Origin of the sequence: Synechococcus sp. BIOS-E4-1 (genome assembly GCF_014279995.1) — a bacterium.
In the GTDB taxonomy this organism is placed as follows: Bacteria; Cyanobacteriota; Cyanobacteriia; order PCC-6307; family Cyanobiaceae; genus Synechococcus_C.
In genome coordinates, this window is record NZ_CP047935.1 from 197,548 (window position 1) to 220,925 (window position 23,378).

The window sequence follows — 23,378 nt, forward strand, 5'->3', positions numbered from 1 at the left end:
TTGCATCTCAGCTGAAGTTATCAGGCCTGGCTTGCCGGATGCTCTTCAGCGTTGTGTGAATGGACCCTGGATCAACTGGCTCAGACCTGCAGCTGCTGTAATCGTCCAGATCGTGAGCACCCTCCGCAGGATTGCGATCGGTAGGGCAACGAGCACGTCAATTCCTGCATCTTGAAGCAGAAGCGTGGTTGCGGCCTCGTTGATGCCGATGCCACCGGGACTGTTGCTGATCAGCCCCGCTGTTCCTGACAACAAATAAATGCCAATTCCCTGGAGTGGGGTGATCGATGTTGGGGATAAAACCATCACTAGGAGCCAGAGAATCATTGCTTCCATAGCCCAGAAGAGCAGGCTTAAAAACAGAGCAGGTAGGCAGGCGCGCGCCATGGCACCACGGGGTCGATGCTTGTCCCAGGCTTTTTTGAGGGTGTGCCATCCAGAGCGAACTCTGCGCTGTCGCCGCAAGCTGAGGCTGATCAGGATGAAGCCCGTGAGGATGAGCACCCACCACCAAGTGGGTCCTGCTTGCGGCAGTAATTGGGCCACCATCGCCGGTGTGATCACGCTCAGCCAGACCAGCACTGCGGCGCCATCGCAGAGACGCTCGGCGATAAAGGCGTGGGTTAGAGGTAACCGTGGATATCCAAGTTCGACATGTAATTGCTCGACTCGACTGAGCTCCCCAATCTTTCCTGGAGTAGCTGTTAGGGCAAATCCTTGAAACCAGCCCACGGCATCGGCCCAGTTCCAGTGACCGACTCGAACCGATCGCAGAAGAACCCGCCAGCGGCTGTAGCGCCCGAAATAACTGAGAATCAGAAGTGCATAAATGACTGGCAACCACACCAAGAGCCGCCTGCAGGCCTCAATGAGCTGCGATTTCGTTGTGCTGGGAAGACCGAACCAGGTCTGTATTCCAAGACCCAGTAGAGCCAGTGCTAGCCAGGGAAGCAGCCGTTGGAGCCACGAACGGGATTGGCGGTAGGCGCGGGGTTCAGCGGAAAAGCTGCGGTAATGCGGACGCCCACTGGCTTGAAGAAGTTCGCGATCACCAGAGCTATCTCCATAGGCCTCCAGCTTCTCTGGGCATGGCAGTTCACCAAGCGCTAACTCCAGTCGTTTGAGTTTTTCTGGCCCTTTGCAGTTGGCTGACAGCAGCCTGAACGGTTGGCCAGGGCTCACTTCAAGAGGATCCTGGCAGCAGGTCCCGATCAGTTCGATCTTCAGAAGCTCCGCCAGCGGGCGGATGAACGGTTCCGGCGAGGCTGTGATGATCATGCAGCGGTCCCCTTGTTGGCGATGCCATTGCAGTCGTTTCAGGGCATCAGGTCTTAATCGCGATCGCAGTTTGATGGGCAGTTGTTCTTCCAGAACTCGCTGCCGATGCTCCCGTGGTGTGGCCTGGAGCACGACATCGAGGAGGATCTCCTTCATTCGCCCGGTACTGCAGCGTTTGAACTGCCAAGCCACCAGATGCGGCAGAAGCCTGGGCAGTAGCCGTATGAGTCCGAGTGGACCTTGGAGTAGAAGCAAACAACAGCGCGTGGCGTCTCCCTTGATCAGGGTGCCGTCACAGTCAAAGGCGGCGATCGCTGGAGACATCGCGGAAACTCACGTATTTGTGTCCGAAGAAGCTTGTGACCACAGGGACGACCACTCCGAAGCTGTGAGCAATCAGATCAACGAGTGCGGCCACTCCGATCACGGGTAAGAGCCAAGTGCGGATTCCGATGCTCACCAACCAGGTTTGAAGCACGGCCGCGAGGTTGATGAGCGCAAACGCCGCGAACGATCGCTTGACCGATTGTTGGGTTTGGATGAAGACATAGCGGCGGGCTAATGCATAAGCAGTCACCATTCCGATTGCGTACGCCGCGAGCACGGCGAGCTCGAAACGAAGAACCTGAGAAAATCCGATACGACTTCCGATGTTGATCAGAGCAGCGATTCCGCCCGTGATCAAGAAAAGAAAAAATTGACGTTTGGGTGAGGCAGTTGTGGGTTGATTCATGGCGCGGCTGCCGCGGCGTTGGCCAGCGCACGACGCGCCAGCGATCGTCCATAGCCAACGCTCTCACTGATGCCTCGGTCTTCTGGGTAATAGACGGTGGTGTCTGCGGTGATCACTCCGGGGTATGGCTCCAGGGGTGGCAGTGTGGCTTGAAAGTTGATGCGGCAAACCGGTTGGGCGAAGCGGTACCTGCTGCAATGGCTTGCCAGTCGATGCTCATCTCGCAAATCGGGATTGATGGCTTTGAGGCAATCCCAGGCATCGTCGATGAAGGCTTGGTTGTTTCGCTGGTAATCAGGGTGATCGGCCGGGATATAGAAAGGCACGTAGCTCACATGGGGTGATAACGGCCGCAGGTTGCTCATTTCGATGACTCCCGGAATGGCAAAACGGTCATCATTGACGTTCGTCCAGAAATTGCCTGTGATTGCGCGACTGGTCTGAAACACCACGCAGGCGCAGGCCACGGAGGGTTGACTGCTGTAGCGGTTCACGAGCTCGGGCTTCGTCCCTCCGGTTTCGAGCATGGGTGCGACCAAGGGCAATGGCACCGTTGAAATCACTCGATCAAAGTGTTGAGCATGGTCGGGTGTCTGCAACTTGGCGCCACCTTCAGGGCCGGGCTGGATCGATTGCACTGGTGAATTGCAACGGATCTCACCACCGCGGTTTCGGATGGAGGCTTCCAGGGCATCCACTAGTTGTTGGGACCCACCTTTCAAGAAACCAAGGGTTTCTTTCAGCTTCTTGCGGGATTGCCCCAGTCGGCGGACTCGGCTCCAGATCCAGGCTGCGGAAATCTGATCACTAAATTGGAAGAATTTGAAGGCGAAAAGTTTATACCAAAGCAGCTGATATCCACGCTCACCAAGCCATTTGCGCAGCCATCTTGTGGCTGTGATTGAATCAAGATGTCTCCAGTCACGGATGGTGAGACATCGGGCTGCGTGGAGTAAGTAACGGAATCGGGTCAGCAGGGGCAGGTGGCGAAATGACAACACACTTCCAACTGATCCCCAGGAATAGAGGCGATTGTTAAAGAAGAATCCCATGCTGGTTTGTCGCCAGAAAAGCTGATCGCTGAGATTGAGCTCTTCCAGAATTTCGAAGAACGCATGGTCGCTGAGGCAGTGAAAGTGGTAATAACGCTCCAACTGAAGACCATCAAAGTCAAAGCTGGCGGCCATTCCACCTAAGCGGTCATCGGCTTCGAATAGCACTGGAGCATGACCTTGAAGACAAAGTTCATAGGCAACAGCCAGCCCCATGGGGCCGCCACCAATCACAGCGATGGATGTCATTAGAACGGCATCTCCAGTTGGGAATAACGAGCATCTTGATACGTGATCCTTAGTGCCTCAGCTAAGGGTGTTGGTGTGACTCGAAAGATGCCTGGCCAGTCGATGACATCAAATTCATCGCCAGCCGTCAGCGCCTTGAGTTGAGATCGGGTGAAGGCAGGCTGTCTGGAGATGAATGCCCAGCATTGAAGGAGAAATCCGAACAGAGGGATCGGCAGATGAATCATCAAGGTGCGAGCCCGAACAGCACGTCTCAGCTGACGCATCAAGCTGATGTAACTCACTTTCTCCAATCCGGTGATGTCATAGCTGCCGCGTAATTCGGGAGATTCAAGGCAGCGTTCGATCAAACGGCAGAAATCTCCGACGTAGAGGGGCTGGCGAATGAATCGTCCAGATCCGGGAATGGGAAACACGGGCAGTTTGTGCATGAACCGTGCAAGCCAGCCCAGGTGCTTCCGGTCAAACCAGCCGAACATCAGGGTGGGACGCAGAACAACAGCATCCGGCCGGGCTTCGCGCACTAACTCCTCCTGTCGTCGTTTCGTGCTGGTGTACAGGTCTGTCGCCACGGAGTTGACCACAGAACTACTGATGTGGATGAGCCTTGGGACCGGATGATGTTTGAGGGCTTTCAGCACCGTGATCGTGCTTTGCACGTTGTTGCGTTCAAACTGGCTGCTGTCGGTGTTGCCAATTTCAGCTTGGAGCATCACGCAGGCTGAACAGCCTTGAAGTTGGTGAGGCCAATCCTGTCCCTCTAGGCAACATAGGTCTTCCTCAATAAAGGTGACCTTTGGAAATAAATCCTGCGCGATCGCAACAGCTTCACCTTTTTTGTCGACCACAATTAAATGCCAATCTGGGTGATTTTCTTGCAGCCTGGCGATCAGATTGAGGCCGACGAGTCCGGCACCGCCGGGAATGAAGATCTTCATGACAGGGCGGAAAAATCAGATCGCCAGACGGCGAGAGAGGTCGGACTCGAACACATGGCGTGGATCCAATTGGTCTCGCTCTCGTTTCCAGGCTTCAAGACCGGGATAAGAGCGGGCGAACATCGCGGCGGATTGCCTGGAATCCTTTGCGAGGTAGAGACGACCACCGGCATCAGCAACCAGTTGATCCAGCTCGTCGAGAGTTTCCATCAGGCCTGGAACTGCCGCTGGGACGTCTGCCGCCAAAGTCCATCCGGGCATTGGAAAGGACAAAGGACCTTGATTGGCTTCACCGAAGCGTTTCAGCACAGTCAAGAAACTTGGAGCACCGATTTTGCGCAAGGCACCGAGACAGCGACTCACAAGGTCTCCAGCACTGTCTGGCACCACGAACTGGTACTGGAGAAATCCACTAGGACCATAAATGCGGTTCCAGTTGTTCACCCCGTCTAAAGGATGAAAAAACGGCGTGATGGCCTGTAGTTCTCCCTGTCTGCTTCGCGGCGCTTTTCGGAACCAAGCTTCGTTGAAAGCTCTAACGGTCCAATTGTTGAGGAGGCCCCCCGGTAACAGTGATGGCGCAGTCCCTAAAGCTTTTGGGTCATAAAAAAGAGGGTTATCGCTGGCTGAATTCTGGTCTTTCCATTGATCCAGGTTGGCGTGATCCCCCCGTGTCAGTACACCTCGGCCTGGTCCATGCAAGCTGTCGACCCAGGCCACGCTGTAGCGGTAATGGTCGTCGCCCTCAACCATGGCTGCCATCAGGTTTTCGAGATCTCCATATCGCTGCGTGTCCACGCTGATGAGCGATGTCGTGATAGGGATGAGCTGAAAGCGTGCTTCAACAATCACCCCAGTGAGTCCCATCCCACCGCAGGTGGCCCAGAAAGCAGCGGAAGTGGTTGGGTTGTTGGGGGTCAGCAGGTGTTCATGCCCTTCACCGTCTAACAACCTCACTTCCAACACATGGTTCGCGAAGCTTCCTTCGCGGTGATGATTTTTTCCATGCACATCGGCTGCGATCGCGCCACCCACGGTGACGAAACGAGTTCCAGGGGTCACCGGTAAGAAGAAGCCAGCAGGAACGATCACCTGGAGGATGGCGTCAAGACTGGCGCCACTTCCTGCCAATAGGGTTCCGTTTTCGGAGTCAAGCTGGATGTGGTTGAACTGGGACAGATCAATCACAGAGCCTGCTTCGCACTGTGCGGGATTGCCGTAGGCGCGACCCAGCCCGCGGCTGATCACGCTGCGAGGCGGTGCGTTCTGGAGCAAATGGCTGATTTGATCAAGACGTTCCGGTCGCACCACTTCGGCGTTGGTGGCATCTGTGCAACCCCACCCAGTGAGGGATTGTTCCTTTGCTGGAAGGCAGCTGGTCATTGCAGACGGTTGGAGACTCAGAGTTTGGAAGCCAATGGAGCTGGTAGTCGACGGACGAGTTTCATCACGGGATCCCACCACCAGGGGATGTATTCAATTCCCCGACGTTGCGGGTGACGCAGGAGGTCTTTAGCGATTGTTTCTGGTGCAGTGCAGAGCAAAGGCGGAGCTTTGCCCTCCGTCATCGGGGATGTGATGAAGCCCGCTTTGAGAATGCGCACAGCAAAGGGATGGCCCTGACAGCGAAGAAGGAGACCCTCGCAGAAACGCGTCAATCCTGCCTTAGCGGCGCCGTAGTGGTAGTTCGAAGGCCTGCCGCGATCAGCGGCGACGGAAGAGAAGACCCAAAGAGCTCCCGGCTGTTGAATCCTTTCTTCGGAGACAATCGCCGTCAGCCAGGGGATGAGACCGGTGAAATTCACCTGAGTGATCCATTGGGCTTGATCGCTGTCGACGCGAGCTTGTTCGGCATCCCCCATGACGCCCGCTGTGATCAGGTAAAGATCAAATGGTTCGGGAGGCTCGATGGGCTTGGGCGAGGCTAGATCCACTGAATCGGTGGTGACATCGACACCGGGGTGATCTGATCTCAGTGTTTGGGCCAACTGCTCATTGTGTTGCTGGTTGCGGGCAATCAGATGAAATCGACTGCAGCCTTGACGGGCGAGCTCAGTGATGATCGCTTTGGCTGTTGTGCTGGTGCTGCCTAGAATCCAGGCTGATGAAAAGGTCATGGCAGCAGCCCAAATCGATTTAGTAAATTAACAGTGATCACGGTGATCAACCAAGCAATCAGAGTCACCTGAATGCCTCTGTCATTCAGAAGAATCTCCTCAGGTTTCTCTGTTGTTTGGTCAGGCGAAGCCTGTAGTCGACGCTCCGCTTCATCAGGATCACTCAGAAGTTGGTATCTGAAAATTCCAACCAGTACAAAAGGAACACTGAGAAGCATCCAGCTGGTTTCTGCACCTTGAAGAGCGGGACCAGCACTCCAAAGTGCATATGCCATAAAGCTGGTGCTTGCCACAAGGGACTCGAGCCGTTGAAGCAGAGGTAATGAATAGCGTAAAAGCACTTTGCGGGTGATCACACCACGATCAATCGCGGTTCGTAATTCAGCTTTGCGTTTCTCTACTGCCAGAAATAAGGCAAGTAAGCCGACTGTCAGCAGGAACCAAGGCGACCAATGTCCTTGGGAAGCAACAACCCCTGCAATGGCGCGTAACAAAAACCCTGATGCTATGCAAAAAAGATCTAGTAATGGTTGACGCTTCAGGCCAAAACAATATGCGATTTGAATAGCTAAATATATTAAAATTGCTGCAAGAAGTGAAAAATCAACTGATGCGCTAATCGCCAAACTTAAAATTAGCCAAACGATTGCCAAGGCGATTGCATCGAACATTCTCATTCGACCTGATGCAATTGGCCTGAAACGTTTGCGAGGATGCTGCCTGTCTGCCTCGAGGTCAATAATATCGTTGACGATATAAATAAAACTCGAGATAAAGCAAAAGCTGGCAAAGGCTTTGATGCAGTTTGTCCATAAAAAAATAGATTGATCTTTTGTGAATATTGCCGCAGCGAAAACCAGAAAGTTTTTACTCCACTGCCGCACGCGACTTGCTTCAAGGCCTATTAAAATTGAATCATAGAAACTCATTTACTTGTTTGTAAGGGTTGGATTTTTGAATTGTTCAAGATTGCATTTGTACGCATAATAGTCGCCTGCTTTATGTATGGGACTGCAGCCTTGCTTGCTGGATGCACTTAAGTAGCCGAGAGAAACCATGCCTAAAAATTTTGTATTTTCGATGATGAAAATAGATTTTGTATTGCTATTAATCATTTTTTGTATTTCTATTCTTATCGATTGCTTGTTCTCTGGATGGCTGAAACTTCTCACAGCCAGACCTTTCAGTCCTGACAAGTAAAAAAGTTGTGAGCTCCAATCATCGCATCCGATAGTCAGTAAACGATCGTGACTGCTGGAATGATTTTTTACATAGTTAGCGATTTCAAGGGCATCGCTGGATGTTTGAGTTGATGAAGGCCAGTATCTTATGTTGAACGAATATAGCTGCAAAGCGCCGATCAATCCGGTGATGAAAACAGAAAATATTTTCATCAACTTAAGCAGATTTTTTCTTTCTATGCATTGGCTTATCGTATTTAAGGATGCGGCAAGAGAAAGATATCCAAAGGCTAGATTAGCTGTAGCATAATATTCGTGAATAAAGTATAGATTAAAAAATATAAGCGGTCCTGCCGCATACATGAAAAAACCAAAGTTGCAAATGTAGGTTGATCTGCGGGCAGCTGAGTTTTTGCAACGCATTGTCAATATATTGGCTACAGCAAATGCAGCGAAAATAATCATTGGCAGCAATATGCCGAAATTGAGTATTTTTGTGCTAGTAGCACTCAACAAAAATGACCATTTCCCAGGTTCCAAGCGGTCATTTAATGAGCCAAAGTTCCAGCCCGTTAAATTTTTGGAAAGTATGAAAGCCGCGTTGGAATTTAATTCTTTCAATTTGTCAGCATGATTCACCCAAGACTTTGTTAAAAAAATGGTAAATAAAGAGATAATCCCAAAAAATATTCCATTTTTTATGGCTTTAAAAAATTGTTCTCTTGCAAGCAGCGAAGTGCACGCAAGGTGAATTTGATCTATTGCAATAAAGCAAATCAAAGGCAAAGACGTTGTTGCTTTTATCAGCATGCCAAGAATTAAGAATGTGCTGAATAGCAAAGTTTTAGCCAAAGGAAATAAATTATATTTTTTAGGGGCATTAAATGCTTCTTGAGTCCAGATAAAACGAAGCTGAATATAATAGAAAGCGGCTGCTAGTGTGAAGAGCAAAGCAGTGCCATCTATGAGAAAAGTTCTTCCGTAATATAGGTATACTTGCGATGTTGCCAGCAGTAATGAAAAAATTATAATGTATAGCTGTTTGACTCTATTCCGGGAAAGAATTGAAACGCAAACCATTGCAGACAGTAATATTGAAGCGCTATTCGTTAGTCTCCCTACTTGGGTTAAGGATTGGCTTGTTGCCGTGCTGATTATTTTGACAAGTGCCTGGTAGATTGGAAATTCAAAGGGAATGGCCCATGGTTTCCCAAGGACGGGTGTTTGGTAATTAAAAAGGTTGACTCCATTCTCAAATAAATAGTCTGCCGAGATAGCGGTTTGGGCTTGTCTGAAGGAATAGTTGTCGATAATTGGCTGGCCGCTGGTGGTCAGCCAATAAATAATAGTTGGAATAAAAATCAATCCGATTATGAACTTGCCTCTCAGCGATAATGAAGAGCTATTTTTTTTGCGATTCACTCTGGATCTGTTTAGAAGCGACCAATAGTAACTTAATTATAAGTTGAGCGCCAGACCTGCATTGTTGATGCAATTGTTCCGAATGCAATTAATTGTTGATTAATACTGCCTGGCTTGATAAAAATGATGCAATAAAATTGCTTTACTTCTATTGCATCATTTTTCCGAGCAAATTGTTGTTAGTCAATCACATCAGTAGTGCTTTGGATTTGGCGACAACATTGTCGACCGTGAAGCCGAATTTCTCCATGCAGGTGCCGCCTGGAGCGGATGCACCGAAACGGTTCATCGTGACGCTGTCACCGTCAAGACCGATGAAACGGTGCCAGCCGAAGGATTCGGCTGCTTCCACAACGATGCGCTTGCGAACAGAGCTGGGAAGTACTTCTTCCTTGTAAGCGTCACTTTGCTCGTCAAACAGCTCCACGCAGGGCATGGAGACGACGCGCACTTTTTTGCCATTAGCGCTGAGCTGTTTGGCGGCTTGCACGCAGAGGTCGAGCTCGGTTCCGGTGCCGATCAGGATCAGATCAGGGGTTCCGTCACAGTCTTCGAGGATGTAACCACCCAGTGCTACTTTCTCGATGGAGGAATTGGCCTGATTGGCCATCCCCTGTCGGCTGAGGCAGAGGGCGCTGGGACGGTGTCGGTTTTCGATGGCCAATTTGTAGGCACCGCTGGTTTCGTTGCCGTCGCCGGGTCGGAACACCAGCAGTCCAGGCATGGCTCGCAGGGAGGGGATCGTCTCGACTGGTTGGTGTGTGGGTCCGTCTTCGCCAACACCGATCGAGTCGTGGGTGAGAACGTAGATCACACCCAGTTCGCTCAGCGCCGATAGGCGCATCGAGCCACGCATGTAGTCGGCGAAGACCAGGAAGGTACCGCCGTATGGGATCAGCCCGCTGTTGTGATAAGCGATGCCGTTCAAAACGGCTGCCATGGCGTGTTCGCGCACTCCAAAGTGCAGATAGCGCTTTTCTGGTGTTTCCGGTTGGTAGGAACCTGTTTCGCCCTTGATGTCGGTGTAATTGGAGTGGGTGAGGTCAGCAGAACCACCAATCAGCTCAGGCAGATTGGGGCCAAGAGCACCCAAACAGATCTGGGAATGTTTGCGGGTGGCGAGCCCTTTGTCGTCTGGTGTGTAGGTGGGCAGATCCTTGTCCCAGCCTTGGGGGAGTTCACCGCGCAGCATGCGCTCAAACTCTGCTGCTTCCGCGGGGTACTTGGAGCGATACGTCGCAAGAGTTTGATTCCATTCGGCCTCAAGGCTTGCACCGCGATCGATGGCCTGACGGAACTGGTCGTAAGCGTCCTGGGGCACTTCAAAAGGACCGTAGTTCCAGCCCAGCTGCTTACGGGTCAGTTCAGTTTCCTCGTCGCCGAGGGGGGCGCCGTGCACACCGGCGGTGTCGCTCTTGTTCGGTGAGCCGAACCCGATGGTGGTTGTGATCTTGATGATCGAGGGCTTGTCGGTGACAGCTTTGGCAGCTTCGATGGCCTTGGCAATGGCATCGACATCGGTGTTGCCGTCAGGCACATGCTGTACGTGCCAGCCATAGGCCTCGTAGCGCTTGAGCACGTCCTCGGTGAAGGACACGTTGGTGCGTCCGTCGATCGTGATGTGGTTGTCGTCGTAGAGGGCGATCAGCTTGCCCAGCTTCAGGTGTCCGGCCAGGGAACAGGCCTCAGAGGACACACCCTCCTGATTGCAGCCATCACCCATGATCACGTAGGTGTAGTGATCAACAACAGCGGCATCGGGCTTGTTGAACTTCGCGGCAAGGTGAGACTCGGCGATGGCCAGACCCACAGCATTGGAAATACCGGCACCCAGGGGACCTGTGGTCACTTCAATGCCAGGGGTTTCAAAGGTTTCAGGGTGGCCAGGGGTCCTGGATCCCCATTGCCGAAATTGTTTGATGTCGTCAATCGAGACGGAGTCGTAGCCGGTGAGATGTAGCAGTGCGTACAGCAGCATGCAGCCGTGACCGGCCGACAGAACAAAGCGATCTCTGTTGAACCACTTGGGGTTCTTGGGATTGTGGTGCAGGAACTTGTCCCACAGCGTGTAGCCCATCGGGGCGGCCCCCATGGGCAGGCCGGGGTGGCCGCTTTTGGACTTGTTGACAGCATCAACGGCCAGCATGCGAATGCTGTTGATGCAGAGGGTGTCGAGAGAAGCGGGCGCGGCAACCATGGCGTGAGATTTGGAGAAGCAGTTAGGAGTGGATTCAGTCTGAAACAGCGTGGTCAGCGTCACCGAGGTGAACCTGACCTCAGGATTCAGTTCATGCGCTGGAAGGCAAGGCAGACGTTGTGGCCGCCGAAACCGAACGAGTTGGATAACACTGTTCCCAGTGTGTGCTCGCGGGCGGAGTTAGGCACCACATCCAGATCACAGTCGGGATCGGGATTGGAGTAGTTGATGGTGGGAGGAACAATATTGTGCTGCAGCGCTAGCACACAGGCCACGGCTTCGATGCCGCCGGAGCCACCCAGGAGATGGCCTGTCATCGACTTGGTTGAGCTCACGGGAATCTTGTAGGCGCGTTGGCCGAGAGCGCTCTTGATCGCTGCGGTTTCGTTGCTGTCGTTCGCCGGCGTGCTGGTGCCGTGGGCATTGACGTAATCGATGCTGTCAGCACTGAGCGCACCGTCCTCCAAGGCCAGGCGCATGGCGGCCGCTCCACCGAAACCTCCGGGTGTTGGCGAGGTGATGTGGTGTGCATCGCAGGTGGTTCCATAGCCGACGATTTCGGCCAGGATCGTGGCGTCGCGGGCCTTGGCATGGCTGAGGGTTTCAAGCACCAGCACGCCTGATCCCTCGCCGATCACAAAGCCGTCGCGTTCCTTGTCGAACGGTCGGCTGGCGCTGCCTGGATCATCGTTGCGGAACGACAATGCCTTGGCGCTGGCGAAGCCGGCCACTCCCAGCGGGGTGATGGCCGACTCTGCGCCGCCGCAGATCATGGCGTCAGCCTTGCCCAGCTGCAGCAGACGGAAGGCATCCCCGATGGCATTCGATCCCGCGGCACAGGCCGTTGCGACCGCAGAGCTTGGCCCTTTGGCGCCGAGGGCAATTGCAGCCAGGCCTGTGGCCATGTTGGGAATCATCATCGGCACGGTGAAAGGGCTCACCCGACCAGGTCCCTTGCCCTCAAGCACGTGGGCCTGGGTCTCCATGGTGAGCAGCCCACCAACGCCGGAGCCGATGCTGACGCCGATCCGATCGGCGTTGGCTTCGCTGATCTCCAGCCCTGCATCGGCAAGAGCTTGTTTGGCTGCGACAACACCGAATTTGCAGTACCGATCCCAGCGCTTCGCTTCCTTGGGCTCGAGGAATCCCGTCGGATCGAAGTCCTTCACTTCCGCTGCAAATCGACAGGCGTGCCTGGAGGCATCAAACAGTGAAATCAATGCCACCCCGTTCCTGCCGGAGGTGAGCCCGGACCAATAGTCGGAAACGCTGTTGCCGATCGGTGTCACCGCGCCGAGGCCCGTGACCACGACGCGTTGGAGACCCTCCACCATGCTGCCGATCCTCAGGCCTGCTTGTCTTCGATGTACTTGACGGCGTCGCCGACGGTGGCGATGCCTTCAGCGGCTTCGTCTGGAATTTCGATGTCAAAGGCTTCTTCCAATGCCATCACCAGCTCGACGGTGTCGAGGGAGTCAGCACCGAGATCATTCTGGAAATTTGATTCGGGCTTGACTTCGCCGGCGTCGACGCTGAGCTGCTCCGCCACGATCGAACGGACTTTTTCGAGGATCGCTTCCTGGGACATGGCCGTGAAGACGGGACGCCGCATCTTACGGGCTGGCCTCGGCCTTTCCAATCTCTGAGCCTTTACATCCGCCTGGAGTTAACAACGGTGACGGCGTGGCGCGCGCTTGGCCTAAGTGTTGCCTAGCCCCGGTAGGTTGTTTCGAAGTCACCTGTTCCCAGAGGGATTCATGTCCCACGCCGTCAAGATCTACGACACCTGCATTGGCTGCACTCAGTGCGTGCGGGCCTGCCCTCTGGATGTGCTCGAAATGGTTCCCTGGGATGGCTGCAAGGCCGGCCAGATCGCGTCCTCTCCACGCACGGAAGATTGCGTTGGCTGCAAGCGCTGTGAAACCGCCTGCCCAACAGATTTCCTCAGCATTCGCGTTTATCTCGGTGATGAGACCACTCGAAGCATGGGCCTGGCGTATTGATCGCCACGTTCGTTTTCAGTTCAATAACCCATAAGCTCAGCCCGGCATTGCCGGGCTTTTTTGTATGTGCGGAATCGTTGCGGTGATTGGCTCCAGAGAGGCAGCGCCGCTCCTGCTTGAAGGGCTGCGGCAACTGGAATATCGCGGTTACGACTCCGCCGGCATCGCCACCATCGAAGAGTCGGTGAACGAGGCGACTGCCAAGCTGCACTGCCTTCGCGCCAAGGGCAAGCTGGTCAATCTCAGCGCAAGGGTCGAGCAGGAGGGAGCACCCGGTTTTTGTGGCATCGGCCATACCCGCTGGGCGACGCATGGCAAGCCCGAGGTGCATAACGCCCATCCCCACTGCGATGGTGCTGGTGATGTGGCCGTGGTGCAGAACGGCATCATCGAAAACCATCGGGCTCTGCGTGAAGAGCTGACCAGTGCCGGTGTCAGCTTCCGCTCAGACACCGACACCGAGGTGATTCCGCATCTGCTCTCCGCGCAACTGCGGCAACAGTGTGCGGCTGGCCAGCCTGCTGATGGAAACACTCTGTTGCGGGCCGTGCAGGCCGTGTTGCCAAAGCTTCAAGGAGCCTATGCCCTGGCAGTGTTGTGGGCAGCGGCACCAGGGGCTCTTGTGGTGGCTCGCAAGGCGGCACCCCTGCTGATCGGTTTAGGCGAAGGCGAATTCATGTGTGCAAGTGACACGCCTGCACTGGCAGGTTTCACCCGCACCGTGCTGCCCATGGAGGACGGAGAGGTGGCGTTGCTCAGTCCGCTTGGCATCGAGCTCTACAACGATGTCGGTGAGCGTCAGCAGCGCAGTCCGTCGTTGCTCAGCGGCCAGGAGCATGTGGCCGATAAGCGTCAGTTCCGCCACTTCATGCTGAAGGAGATCCATGAGCAGCCGGAGACAGCACGTCTGTGGGTGGAGAGGCACCTGCCGTTGAATTTGCAGGCTGCCAATCCGGTGGCCTTGCCCTTCGACGATGCGTTCTACGCCGATATCGAGCGCATCCAGATCCTGGCCTGTGGGACGAGCCGACATGCGGCGCTTGTCGGAGCCCATCTGCTGGAGCAGTTTGCGGGGGTGCCAGCCAGTGTTCATTACGCCAGTGAGTTCCGCTACGCCCCCCCACCGCTGGCTGCCAACACGCTCACAATTGGCGTTACCCAATCCGGTGAAACGGCGGATACTCTTGCGGCCCTGGCCATGGATGCCGACCGGCGACGGGACCAGAACGATCCCGTCTATGCCCCGCGTCAACTGGGCGTGACCAATCGGGTGGAGAGCTCTCTGGCTCGTCAGGTGCCCTACATCCTTGACATTGGTGCTGGCATCGAAGTGGGGGTTGCAGCCACCAAGACCTTCCTGGGTCAGCTTCTAGCGTTTTATGCGCTGGCTTTGGCCTTTGCGGCACGGCGCGGCGCCCGCAGCGAAGCCGAGATTGCTGCATTGGTGAACGAGCTGCGTGGTCTTCCCCAGCAGCTCGATGCCTTGATCGAGCAGCACGACCAGCGTTCGGAGGCGATGGCCCACCGCTTCGCGGAAACCCAGGATGTGATCTTCCTCGGGCGTGGCATCAATTACCCGATCGCACTGGAAGGGGCTCTCAAGCTCAAGGAAATCAGTTACATCCATGCGGAGGGCTATCCCGCAGGGGAGATGAAACACGGCCCGATCGCCTTGCTCGACACCCATGTGCCGGTGATCTCCATTGCCGTGCCAGGGGCGGTGTTCGAAAAAGTGCTCAGCAATGCCCAGGAGGCCAAAGCCCGCGATGCCCAGTTGATCGGTGTTGCCCCCATCTGCGCAGACACGGAACTATTTGATGAACTGCTGCCGGTGCCTGAGGTGAGCGAATGGATCAGCCCTTTGCTCACGGTGGTGCCGATGCAACTGCTCAGCTATCACATTGCGGCCCATCGAGGCCTGGATGTCGATCAGCCACGCAATCTGGCCAAGAGCGTCACTGTCGAGTGAGTGCAGCCCGAGCCGCTGCTTCCACATCACTGCGGCCATACACATCGTCGAAGCGCACGATGTCGTCTTCGCCCAGATAGGCCCCGCTCTGGACTTCGATCAGCTCCACAGGAATCCGGCCAGGGTTGCTGAGTCGGTGCTTGCAGCCCATCGGGATGTAAGTGCTCTGGTTCTCACCCAGCAGCTGAGACTCGCCGTCGCGCTCTACGACCGCCGTGCCTTTCACCACGATCCAGTGTTCGGCTCGGTGATGGTGCATCTGCAGGGAGAGGCTGGCGCCTGGCTTCACTGAAATGCGTTTCACCTGCCAGCGGCTGTCTTCCACCACGCCTGTGTAGTGGCCCCAGGGGCGATAAATCTTGCGATGGGCCTTGCCTTCCCGGCTGCCAGCGGCCTCCAGTTGCTTCACGATCGTCTTCACATTCTGTGCCTGGTCGCGTTCCGCGATCAGCACGGCGTCGTCGGTTTCGACCACCACCAGATTCTCCACACCCAGGCCCACCACCAGACGGTGTTCGCTGCGCAGGTAGCAGTTGCGGCTGCCCTCACTGATCACCCTGCCGCGCAGCACGTTGCCGTCGTCGTCGCGGTCAGCGGTTTCCCAAAGCGCACTCCAGCTGCCGACATCACTCCAGCCTGCAGCCAGGGGAATCACAGATCCAAGCTGGGTCTGCTCCATCACAGCCACATCAATGGCCACGTTGGGACATTTGGCGAAGGCTTCACGCTCCAGTCGCAGGAAGTCGAGGTCTGCCACGTCCTGCTCAAGGGCAGCTCTGCAACAGCTCACCACTTCCGGTGCCAGACGTTCCAGCTCCGAGAGCATGGCGCTCGCCCTGAACAGAAACATGCCGCTGTTCCAAGTGAAGCGTCCGCTGGCCAGGAACTGTTCGGCGGTGGCCTGGTCCGGCTTTTCCACAAAGCGGGCGATTGGCACCGGTGTGAGCGTGCCTGTCTGCAGCGATTCGGCGGCCTCGATGTAGCCGTAGCCCGTTTCCGGAGCCGTTGGCACGATTCCGAAGGTCACCAGACGGCCTGCCTCAGCGGTCTTGCGACCGGCCTCGATGGCGCTGCGGAAGTGTGCGGCGTCGCGAATCACATGGTCAGCCGATAACACCAGCAGCAGAGGATCCTCGCCGTCGGCTGTGGCTTGCAGTGCGGCCACCGCCACCGCTGGAGCCGTGTTGCGCCCCATCGGTTCCAGCAGGATGGCACCCGGTTGGATGCCGATCTGGCGCATCTGTTCGGCCACGATGAAACGGTGGTCGTCGTTGCAGATCAGCAGAGGATCACCCAGCGCTTTGATCCCTTCCAGACGTTGCTGGGTCTGCTGCAGCAGGGTTTCATCGCCATTGCCGCCCAGGGGCCAGTATTGCTTCGGGTAACTGGCTCGGGAGAGGGGCCAGAGGCGCGTTCCTGTGCCGCCACAGAGGATCACCGGAATCAGAGGGGTGGTCACGGCACACACGCGGTGTTTGGCGCCATTGTTGCGCAGCTTTTTTGTTGCTGTCACCCGCGGGTATCACAGGTCCAGCAGTCCCGGCGGAGGGGTGATCAGCAGCCAGCCTTCCTGTTGATGCACTTCAGGAACGATCTGCTCCACAAAAGGAATCAACAACTTTCGCCCATCTGGCCGGGTGATTTCCAGCAAGTCGTTGCCTCCGCTGATCAGATCGCTCACGCTGCCAATAGCGGTGTTGTCGTGACGATTCAGACGGGCTTCCAGGCCCACCAGGTCGAGCAGGTGGAACTCTCCCTCCTCAAGCTCGGGCCTGTCGTTGGGGCTCACCAGAAGCGTCTGACCCACCAGCGCTTCGGCAGCGCTGCGGCTGTCGATCCCCTTGAAACGCACGATGAACAGACTGCGGCCGGGGAGTTGCCGACCGCTGGTCAGCGTCATCTCCTGTGGTGCTGCGCCCTTGCGCTGAAGCCAACGAGGCCCTGGCTTGGTGAAGCGTTCGGGGAAATCACTGGCTGGGTTCACGCGCAGCTCGCCGCGCAGCCCCTGAGCCCCCACAACTTTGCCCACGGCCAGCCACTCTTCATCAGCTGACGCTTTCTGGGAATCGGAGTCTGGGGCCACGGATGACAGCTGTTCAGTCATTTGTCGATAATGACCCCACGACTGCCTCTTGTTTGCATGGCTTCCGCCGCTCCGATCCTGCCCGGTGCCACGGTGACGGTGGTGGATCAGCGCTCCATCTACAACGGCTACACCGGTTTCGTGCAGCGCATCAGCGGCGATCGGGCCGCCGTGTTGTTTGAAGGTGGCAACTGGGACAAGCTCGTCACCCTGCGGCTTAAAGATCTCAGCGCCGACTGACGCCGATGGAGGTCGCTCTACGCCAGCGGCTCCGGCGAGTCGTTCTCGATTCCGATACCCGTCCAGGCAGGATCTACAACCTGGTGATTTTTGGGACGATCCTGCTCAGCGTGGCAGGACTTCTGGTTGAACCGCACCCGATGCGTGTGGCAATGCCCGGGGAAATTCCTGCCTGGGTGGAAACGCTCGAAAACTTCTGCCTGCTGGTGTTCATGGCGGATTACCTGCTGCATCTGTGGGTGTCGCCGAAGCCATGGGTGTATGCGCGCAGCTTTTACGGGCTGATTGATCTTTCAGCGGTTCTGTTTTTTTTCGTGCCGCAGATCCGCAGTGGCCTGGTGCTGTGGGTCTTCAAGTTCGCCCGCGTGCTGCGTGTGTTCAAGCTGCTGCGCTTTCTCGATGAGGCACAGATGCTGGGCCGTGCCCTGCGTGCCAGTGCACGTCGCATCGGCGTGTTTCTGTTTTTTGTGGTGATGGCGCAAGTGGTGCTTGGTTATCTGATGGTGGTGATCGAGAGCGGTCATCCCGACACCCAGTTCCAGACCGTTGGTCAGGGCGTGTACTGGGCCATCGTGACCATGACCACGGTGGGCTACGGCGATTTCGTGCCCCAGACCGTGCTCGGCCGTCTGCTGGCGGCGGTGGTGATGTTGCTGGGTTTCGGGATCATCGCCATCCCCACTGGCATCGTCACGGTGGAATCGATTCAGCAGGCCCGTCAAGACAGGCGCCCCTGCAGCCGCTGCGGTCATCGCGACCATCGCCGCGAGGCCAGCCATTGCGATCAGTGCGGGGCTGAGTTGCAGGGCTCCGCTCAGTTGCCAGTCAGCTGATCCAGGGCAGCGCGTGCGGCCTGCTGTTCGGCGTCTCGCCTTGAGCGGCCCCATCCTTCCGCTGCCAGTTGCGGCGGCAGGGTCACCCTGCAGCGAAAACGGCGCGGGTCACCATGGCCTTGGCTCATCTCTTCGCTGCTGTAGGTGGGCAGGCCTAGGCCCTCGCCCTGACTCCACTCCTGCAGGGCGGATTTGCAGTTGCCGCGGTGCGGGTCAGAGAGAACCGTCTCTGCGCTGCGCTGCCAGTGAGGCGTCAGCCATTGCTGCACGGCGGTCAGCCCGTTGATTCTGTACAAAGCGCCGATCAGCGCTTCGCTGAGTTCTGCGCGGATGGTGGCTGCCGCAGTGGCATCGCCGCTGGCTTTGGGGCCGATCTGCCACCAGCGTTCGATCTCGATGGCTGAGCCCAGCTCCGCCAGCCAGCGATCGCTCACCAATTGGGCCCTGAGGCTGGATCGTTCGCCTACAGGCATCTGGGGATAGGCGGAGGCGATGAATTCACTGGCGGTGAGCCGCAACACCGCATCGCCGAGAAATTCCAACTGCTCGTGATGAGGGTTCAGACCGCTGGAGGTGTGGGTGAGTGCCTCCTGCAACAGGGCAAGGTCGGCCGGTTCATGGGTTTTGGAGGACTGATTGAGCGCGTCCCAGAGCTGCTGCAGTGGCCGTGGTGTTTGGCTCATGTGCTCTGAGCAGTTCGCTTAAAAGTGTGAAAGCAGGTCGTAAGCCGGGTTGCGTAAACACCTCGCCGTTTTCAGTCGTGAACTGCGTTTTCAGCGACTGATTGGTTGACAGTTCCGCATTTTTCGGCGTGTCCCCTGCGGGGGGTACATCCTTTTCTACTTCCCGGAAATCTGCCATGATGAGCTCAACGAAATTGGTTTCGTGCAGGGCCGAAGGGGGTAGTGACCCGTCGGTCCTTTCTTTTGTCTTTGCGCCAGGGGCGACGCGCAGACAAGGTTTCAGACAACGACGAAGGTCACTTCTGAATGTCTTCGAGCTTCCGCAGGGCGCAACTGACGGCACATTCCCTTAGGAATGCGGACATCGGTTGATCCTCCGGTTTCGCAAGATTCAGAAGACCTTCAACGGTTGGCGACAGACGAAGCATCACGGGCTTACCGCGACCTTCGCCATAACCAGACCGTGCTGAAGACAGTTCAGAAGCGATGCGCGAAACGCTGTCTGCGTTTGCGGTCTCGATTTCGTTTCTGTCTGCAGCTGAAGCCATGCACGAAACAAGTGATTTCCTAGATCCTAACGGCTAATAACAACAACACCTGCCTAATTTCCAAGACTTGCTAATAGAATGTCCCCGCCCAAAGGGACACAAATAGAACTCAAATATCTTTCATGTCCCCACACGCAGGGACACATTAAAAGTTATGTGTATGTCCGTACTGTCGACATAAGGGATGTTCTGTGCCTACATTCGGCGCATGCGGGAAATCCCGAATTTCCCTACTCTCACGTTTTGCGGTCGGGCCTATGACGACTGAACAGGCGTGATCGCAACAGGGCACCACTGCACACACAGTTATGACCATCACACCGTCCCGTCCGTCGACTGGGATCAGGGTCCCCAGCAAGCAGCGACCGGCGTTCCTTTCGCCCCAGGTCATCGCCAGTGACCGAGCCACGTTCGTCGCGGCTGCGATGGATGCACGGGAAGCCTGGCTTGAAGGCGTCGAGCTTTACAACGACTATCAGCTGGTCGAAGGCTTTCTTGAAGAGTGTTCGGCCACCGGCAGCGCCGAAACAAAGAAGACCTACATGCGGCATCGGAACCGCTTTCGGTCCTTCATGCGTTCTCGCCTGGAACTGGGCGAACGCGAACAGCCTGGTGAACACTTCCTGTCTCCCGGCGACACACCTGCCATCGATGCCTTCGCGCAGTCGCTTCGCAACTTGGTGAACACGACTGACCCTGAGACGGGCAAGCCGCTGATGGCCAAGTCGACTTATAACTGCATCGTTGCATCACTGAGCAGTTTCTACAAATGGTGCGGGGACCCCGCCCGCAGGGCCATGACTGGCATCTATTCGTCGCCGATGCCAACGAAGCTGCAGATGAAGAAGGACCAGCGGAAGGCCAAGTCGCTGAACATCGAACAGTTGGTTCGAGTCTTCGATGGTGCCCGCACATCCAAGACCAGCCCCACCAAGCATCGGGACGAAGTTGTTCTGCGGCTGCTGTTGGGTTTCGGCTGTCGTGCAACCGAGATGGTGAACATCCGCTGGGATGACATCCATTTAGACGGTGAAGTGCCACGGCTGCACATCCGCAAGGGCAAGGGCTCGAAGGAAAGATGGGTGGCGCTGGACGACATCGTTCTGGAACGTCTGTCCCAGCTGCGGGAACTTCAGCCGTCTTCGGAATGGCTGCTGCCGAAAATGCGGGACCCGTCGAAACACATCACCCGCCAAGGGCTTTGGAAGCTCACGCACCGGTCTGGCAAGGAATCAGGGATTCACGTTTACCCGCACCTGATGCGTCACAGCCACGCGACCATCAGCTATCGCGAGACGAAGGACCCGAAGCTAGTTCAGGCCACGCTGGGCCACAGCGACGTTTCCACCACCTTGGGTTTGTACGTCGACGAAAACGATGGTGACAGCAGCACCCGGCACATCAGCCATCTGCTGTGAACAGAAGTGATTTTGTGTTCACTGGGATTTCCCTCATTCCGCCAGGGCGGAAAAGGTGCTAGAAATGCTGTATCGGGATTTCCCGGATTTCCCACTGCGCACACGCCATGGCTTCAAACAGGCCACGGGGGTTCGCTGAATGGAACCCACAACAGAAGTCCAGGGTCCTTCTGGATCAGGTAAATCAGGTTTTGGAGGACTACAGGGCACAGCTGCCAGTCACTGCCCGCCAGGTGTATTACCGCCTGGTCGTCAGGTTCGATTTTGAGAAAACGGAAAAGGCGAACAAGCGCCTTCTGGAGTTCATGAATCGTGCCCGTCGCGCTGGGCTGGTTCCCATGGATTCAATCCGTGATGACGGTGCGAAGGCTGTTGGGCTGGGTCGTTATGACGACGCTCAAGAATTCATCGAATCGACGAAGGCTTTCGCGAAGGTTTTCCAGCTGGACCTTCAGCAGGATCAGCCCGCTTATGTCGAAGTCCTTTGCGAAGCGGCGGGCATGGTGCCCCAGCTGAATCGCGTCGCCAGCCGTTATGGCATCCCCGTCAGGTCATCAGGTGGGTTCGACAGCACCACCGTGAAACACAGCCTGGGCAAGTTTTACGGCGAGATGGGTAAGCCTGTGATCGTTCTGCATGTCGGCGACCTGGACCCTTCAGGCGAACACATTCACCGGAATCTGAACGAAGACGTTGGTGCGTTTACCAGTCATTACGGCGGGGAACTGACGGTCGAGCGAATCGCTGTCACGGCAGAACATCAGCAGACCTACAACCTGCCAACCGGCGTCCCGAAGAAGGATGACGCCCGCGAGTTTCCGTACGACTTCACGGTTCAGGCAGAAGCACTTCCGCCTGATGTCCTGGCAACCATCGTTCGTGAAGCCATCGAACGGAACATCGACATGGACCTCTGGAATGAGGCTGTCGACCGTCAGGATGAACTCCGCGATCAGTTGGTGGAGGCACTGGAAGGAATCACTGTTCTGTGAGCAACGGGATTTCCCTCATTCCGCCAGGTTGCTTAACCTGAGGCCATAACCCCACGGACGGGGACACAAACGCTGCACACAATGAACATGCCCATTGACCGTTCGGTCTGGGGCGTTGAAACCGACGCCTTCAAGAGCGCTTTCCGCGATTACTTGCTGTCCCTCCAGGACGACGACGACCGCGACAACCTGATTCAGAAGGTGCTGTGGTGCGTCGATGTCTGGGACCAGCATCGCCGTGAATACTTCCCGAACAAACGGTGCGAACGCCCGCTGCTGTTCCCGTTCTTCGAAGCTCAGGGACAGGCTGGCAGCAACGAAAAACCAGCGGCCTACAAGTTGTTCGGCAGCCAGGGACAGCCATCTGTCATCGCCATTCGGCACAACCTGCTGATGGCCACGTCAGACCTGACCATCTGGAAGTCAGGTGATGGTGAACGCCGTTTGGTTCTCAAGAAGGACCACATCCTGAGAACCCGATACATCGAACGGCTGATCGTTCACCAGCTGCTTCAGCAGTATCTGGTCGAAGCAGCGCCCGAAGGCATTCGTCGGGAATACACCCACCAAACCAGCAGTGGTGCAGCTGCCAACGGCGGCGAATTCAAGACCTACAAGGGTCACGGCACTGTGTTCGCGAATCATGCGAACTGGCTGAATGACACTTTCGGGATGCCGTTGCTGGGCAACAAGTTCGAGCCCTCCAGGCTTCGCCACTACAAACCCCGGCACGCGCCACCCGCAGACCGTCAGCGTCCCAGTTGCAGCTGGTTCGGCACTCTCGACATGTTCTTCGTGTGGGACCCCGAAGCAGATGGGCTGACCGATGAACAGCTTCGTGAAAACGAAGCCCGCATGGCCCAGGCGCTGGCTTGGTACGACGGTGCCGTCACCTTGGTGGAGACCGAAGCGCCAGCACTGAAGACCTTCGAAGCACCGTTCGACGAAAGCAGTTTCGATGTCTGCGTGAACGAGCTGGCTGCGTTCGACATCGCCAATGGCACCACCATCGCAGCAGCGTTGATCACCAATGCGGTCAGGTTCCTGATTACTGAGGGTCAGCTGGAAACAACGCTGGGCAAGTTCGGGATTTCGCTTGGGTCGCGGGATGTCCCTCATTCCGCCAGTGCAGAAGAATCCAAGGTCGAATGCGTCGACGGCAGCGTTCACATAATCGACGAGTTCATGTCCGACATCGGCCTGGGGGATGTCCCCGCCGAAGGGGACAAACCAACGCTGGCGAAGGTCTATCCGCTGAACAGTCCTGCGGTGTCGCTGGCGCAGCTGGAAACAGACCTGGCCGAAGCCAAGGCCCAGAAGGTCACGAAGGCGGAGTTCGCGAAACAGCGTTTCGGCCACAAGCGCGGCGACTTGCTTTCACGCCACATGAAGCGACTTCGGGAGGCCGTCGCATGACAGACGGAATCCGACTTCTGTTCACG

At 56.2% G+C, this 23,378-nt stretch carries 22 protein-coding genes; 7 read left to right on the top strand and 15 right to left on the bottom strand.

Annotated elements, in window-relative coordinates; genetic code table 11:
- Window positions 1-45: 45 nt before the first annotated feature.
- The 11 genes from SynBIOSE41_RS00845 to acpP form a co-directional block, all read right to left on the bottom strand.
- Complete coding sequence (locus tag SynBIOSE41_RS00845) at window positions 46-1,602, bottom strand: HAD-IB family phosphatase (protein ID WP_186539275.1); 1,557 nt, start codon at window positions 1,600-1,602, stop codon at window positions 46-48.
- Window positions 1,577-2,011, bottom strand: coding sequence for a GtrA family protein (locus SynBIOSE41_RS00850; protein WP_186539276.1), 435 nt, complete (start codon window positions 2,009-2,011; stop codon window positions 1,577-1,579). The genes SynBIOSE41_RS00845 and SynBIOSE41_RS00850 overlap by 26 nt, the downstream gene beginning before the upstream one ends.
- On the bottom strand, window positions 2,008-3,312 hold the full coding sequence (locus tag SynBIOSE41_RS00855) for an NAD(P)/FAD-dependent oxidoreductase (protein ID WP_186539277.1): 1,305 nt from the start codon (window positions 3,310-3,312) through the stop codon (window positions 2,008-2,010). The genes SynBIOSE41_RS00850 and SynBIOSE41_RS00855 overlap by 4 nt, the downstream gene beginning before the upstream one ends.
- Window positions 3,312-4,250 (bottom strand): NAD-dependent epimerase/dehydratase family protein, encoded by a 939-nt coding sequence (locus tag SynBIOSE41_RS00860; RefSeq protein WP_186539278.1) that lies wholly within the window; start codon window positions 4,248-4,250, stop codon window positions 3,312-3,314. The genes SynBIOSE41_RS00855 and SynBIOSE41_RS00860 overlap by 1 nt, the downstream gene beginning before the upstream one ends.
- A gap of 15 nt (window positions 4,251-4,265) precedes the next feature.
- Window positions 4,266-5,633 carry an FAD-binding oxidoreductase gene (locus SynBIOSE41_RS00865; protein ID WP_186539279.1) on the bottom strand — a complete coding sequence of 456 codons (1,368 nt, stop codon included), beginning with the start codon at window positions 5,631-5,633 and terminating at the stop codon, window positions 4,266-4,268.
- 17 nt (window positions 5,634-5,650) lie between these two features.
- Window positions 5,651-6,367 (bottom strand): SDR family NAD(P)-dependent oxidoreductase, encoded by a 717-nt coding sequence (locus tag SynBIOSE41_RS00870; RefSeq protein ID WP_186539280.1) that lies wholly within the window; start codon window positions 6,365-6,367, stop codon window positions 5,651-5,653.
- Window positions 6,364-7,296 carry a decaprenyl-phosphate phosphoribosyltransferase gene (locus SynBIOSE41_RS00875; protein ID WP_186539281.1) on the bottom strand — a complete coding sequence of 311 codons (933 nt, stop codon included), beginning with the start codon at window positions 7,294-7,296 and terminating at the stop codon, window positions 6,364-6,366. Before SynBIOSE41_RS00875 ends, SynBIOSE41_RS00870 begins: the two co-directional genes overlap by 4 nt.
- The gene (locus SynBIOSE41_RS00880; RefSeq protein ID WP_186539282.1) at window positions 7,297-8,970 is read right to left on the bottom strand and encodes a hypothetical protein; all 1,674 of its coding nucleotides are present in this window, start codon (window positions 8,968-8,970) and stop codon (window positions 7,297-7,299) included.
- Window positions 8,971-9,157: 187 nt separating this feature from the next.
- The gene (gene tkt / locus SynBIOSE41_RS00885) at window positions 9,158-11,167 is read right to left on the bottom strand and encodes a transketolase (protein WP_186540646.1); all 2,010 of its coding nucleotides are present in this window, start codon (window positions 11,165-11,167) and stop codon (window positions 9,158-9,160) included.
- Window positions 11,168-11,253: 86 nt separating this feature from the next.
- Complete coding sequence (gene fabF / locus SynBIOSE41_RS00890) at window positions 11,254-12,501, bottom strand: beta-ketoacyl-ACP synthase II (protein WP_186539283.1); 1,248 nt, start codon at window positions 12,499-12,501, stop codon at window positions 11,254-11,256.
- A gap of 11 nt (window positions 12,502-12,512) precedes the next feature.
- Complete coding sequence (gene acpP / locus SynBIOSE41_RS00895; RefSeq protein WP_066910276.1) at window positions 12,513-12,755, bottom strand: acyl carrier protein; 243 nt, start codon at window positions 12,753-12,755, stop codon at window positions 12,513-12,515.
- Between the two features lie 169 nt (window positions 12,756-12,924).
- Between acpP and psaC the strand changes: the two genes are divergently transcribed.
- Both psaC and glmS read left to right on the top strand, forming a co-directional pair.
- Complete coding sequence (gene psaC / locus SynBIOSE41_RS00900) at window positions 12,925-13,170, top strand: photosystem I iron-sulfur center protein PsaC (RefSeq protein WP_006850103.1); 246 nt, start codon at window positions 12,925-12,927, stop codon at window positions 13,168-13,170.
- Between the two features lie 64 nt (window positions 13,171-13,234).
- Window positions 13,235-15,139: a glutamine--fructose-6-phosphate transaminase (isomerizing) gene (gene glmS, locus SynBIOSE41_RS00905; protein ID WP_186539284.1), complete on the top strand. Its 1,905-nt coding sequence runs from the start codon at window positions 13,235-13,237 to the stop codon at window positions 15,137-15,139.
- Here the strand turns inward: glmS and SynBIOSE41_RS00910 are convergent.
- Window positions 15,126-16,598 (bottom strand): mannose-1-phosphate guanylyltransferase/mannose-6-phosphate isomerase, encoded by a 1,473-nt coding sequence (locus SynBIOSE41_RS00910; protein ID WP_186540648.1) that lies wholly within the window; start codon window positions 16,596-16,598, stop codon window positions 15,126-15,128. The two genes, glmS and SynBIOSE41_RS00910, sit on opposite strands and share 14 nt — an antisense overlap.
- A 63-nt stretch (window positions 16,599-16,661) precedes the next feature.
- On the bottom strand, window positions 16,662-17,243 hold the full coding sequence (rimM, locus tag SynBIOSE41_RS00915) for a ribosome maturation factor RimM (protein ID WP_186539285.1): 582 nt from the start codon (window positions 17,241-17,243) through the stop codon (window positions 16,662-16,664).
- A 36-nt stretch (window positions 17,244-17,279) separates the two neighbouring features.
- Here rimM and SynBIOSE41_RS00920 point away from each other — a divergent pair, with 36 nt between their 5' ends.
- Both SynBIOSE41_RS00920 and SynBIOSE41_RS00925 read left to right on the top strand, forming a co-directional pair.
- The gene (locus SynBIOSE41_RS00920; RefSeq protein WP_066910270.1) at window positions 17,280-17,462 is read left to right on the top strand and encodes an NAD(P)H dehydrogenase subunit NdhS; all 183 of its coding nucleotides are present in this window, start codon (window positions 17,280-17,282) and stop codon (window positions 17,460-17,462) included.
- 5 nt (window positions 17,463-17,467) lie between these two features.
- The gene (locus tag SynBIOSE41_RS00925) at window positions 17,468-18,295 is read left to right on the top strand and encodes an ion transporter (RefSeq protein WP_186539286.1); all 828 of its coding nucleotides are present in this window, start codon (window positions 17,468-17,470) and stop codon (window positions 18,293-18,295) included.
- On the opposite strand, the gene rnc is transcribed toward SynBIOSE41_RS00925, so the two are convergent.
- Window positions 18,277-18,978 carry a ribonuclease III gene (gene rnc / locus SynBIOSE41_RS00930; RefSeq protein WP_186539287.1) on the bottom strand — a complete coding sequence of 234 codons (702 nt, stop codon included), beginning with the start codon at window positions 18,976-18,978 and terminating at the stop codon, window positions 18,277-18,279. The two genes, SynBIOSE41_RS00925 and rnc, sit on opposite strands and share 19 nt — an antisense overlap.
- A 296-nt stretch (window positions 18,979-19,274) precedes the next feature.
- On the bottom strand, window positions 19,275-19,526 hold the full coding sequence (locus SynBIOSE41_RS00935; protein WP_186539288.1) for a hypothetical protein: 252 nt from the start codon (window positions 19,524-19,526) through the stop codon (window positions 19,275-19,277).
- A gap of 308 nt (window positions 19,527-19,834) precedes the next feature.
- Here SynBIOSE41_RS00935 and SynBIOSE41_RS00940 point away from each other — a divergent pair, with 308 nt between their 5' ends.
- From SynBIOSE41_RS00940 to SynBIOSE41_RS00950, 3 genes are all read left to right on the top strand, one after another.
- On the top strand, window positions 19,835-20,944 hold the full coding sequence (locus SynBIOSE41_RS00940) for a site-specific integrase (RefSeq protein WP_186539289.1): 1,110 nt from the start codon (window positions 19,835-19,837) through the stop codon (window positions 20,942-20,944).
- Between the two features lie 107 nt (window positions 20,945-21,051).
- Window positions 21,052-21,936 (top strand): hypothetical protein, encoded by an 885-nt coding sequence (locus SynBIOSE41_RS00945; RefSeq protein ID WP_186539290.1) that lies wholly within the window; start codon window positions 21,052-21,054, stop codon window positions 21,934-21,936.
- An 81-nt stretch (window positions 21,937-22,017) separates the two neighbouring features.
- On the top strand, window positions 22,018-23,352 hold the full coding sequence (locus tag SynBIOSE41_RS00950; RefSeq protein WP_222930563.1) for a hypothetical protein: 1,335 nt from the start codon (window positions 22,018-22,020) through the stop codon (window positions 23,350-23,352).
- The last annotated feature ends 26 nt before the right edge of the window (window positions 23,353-23,378 follow it).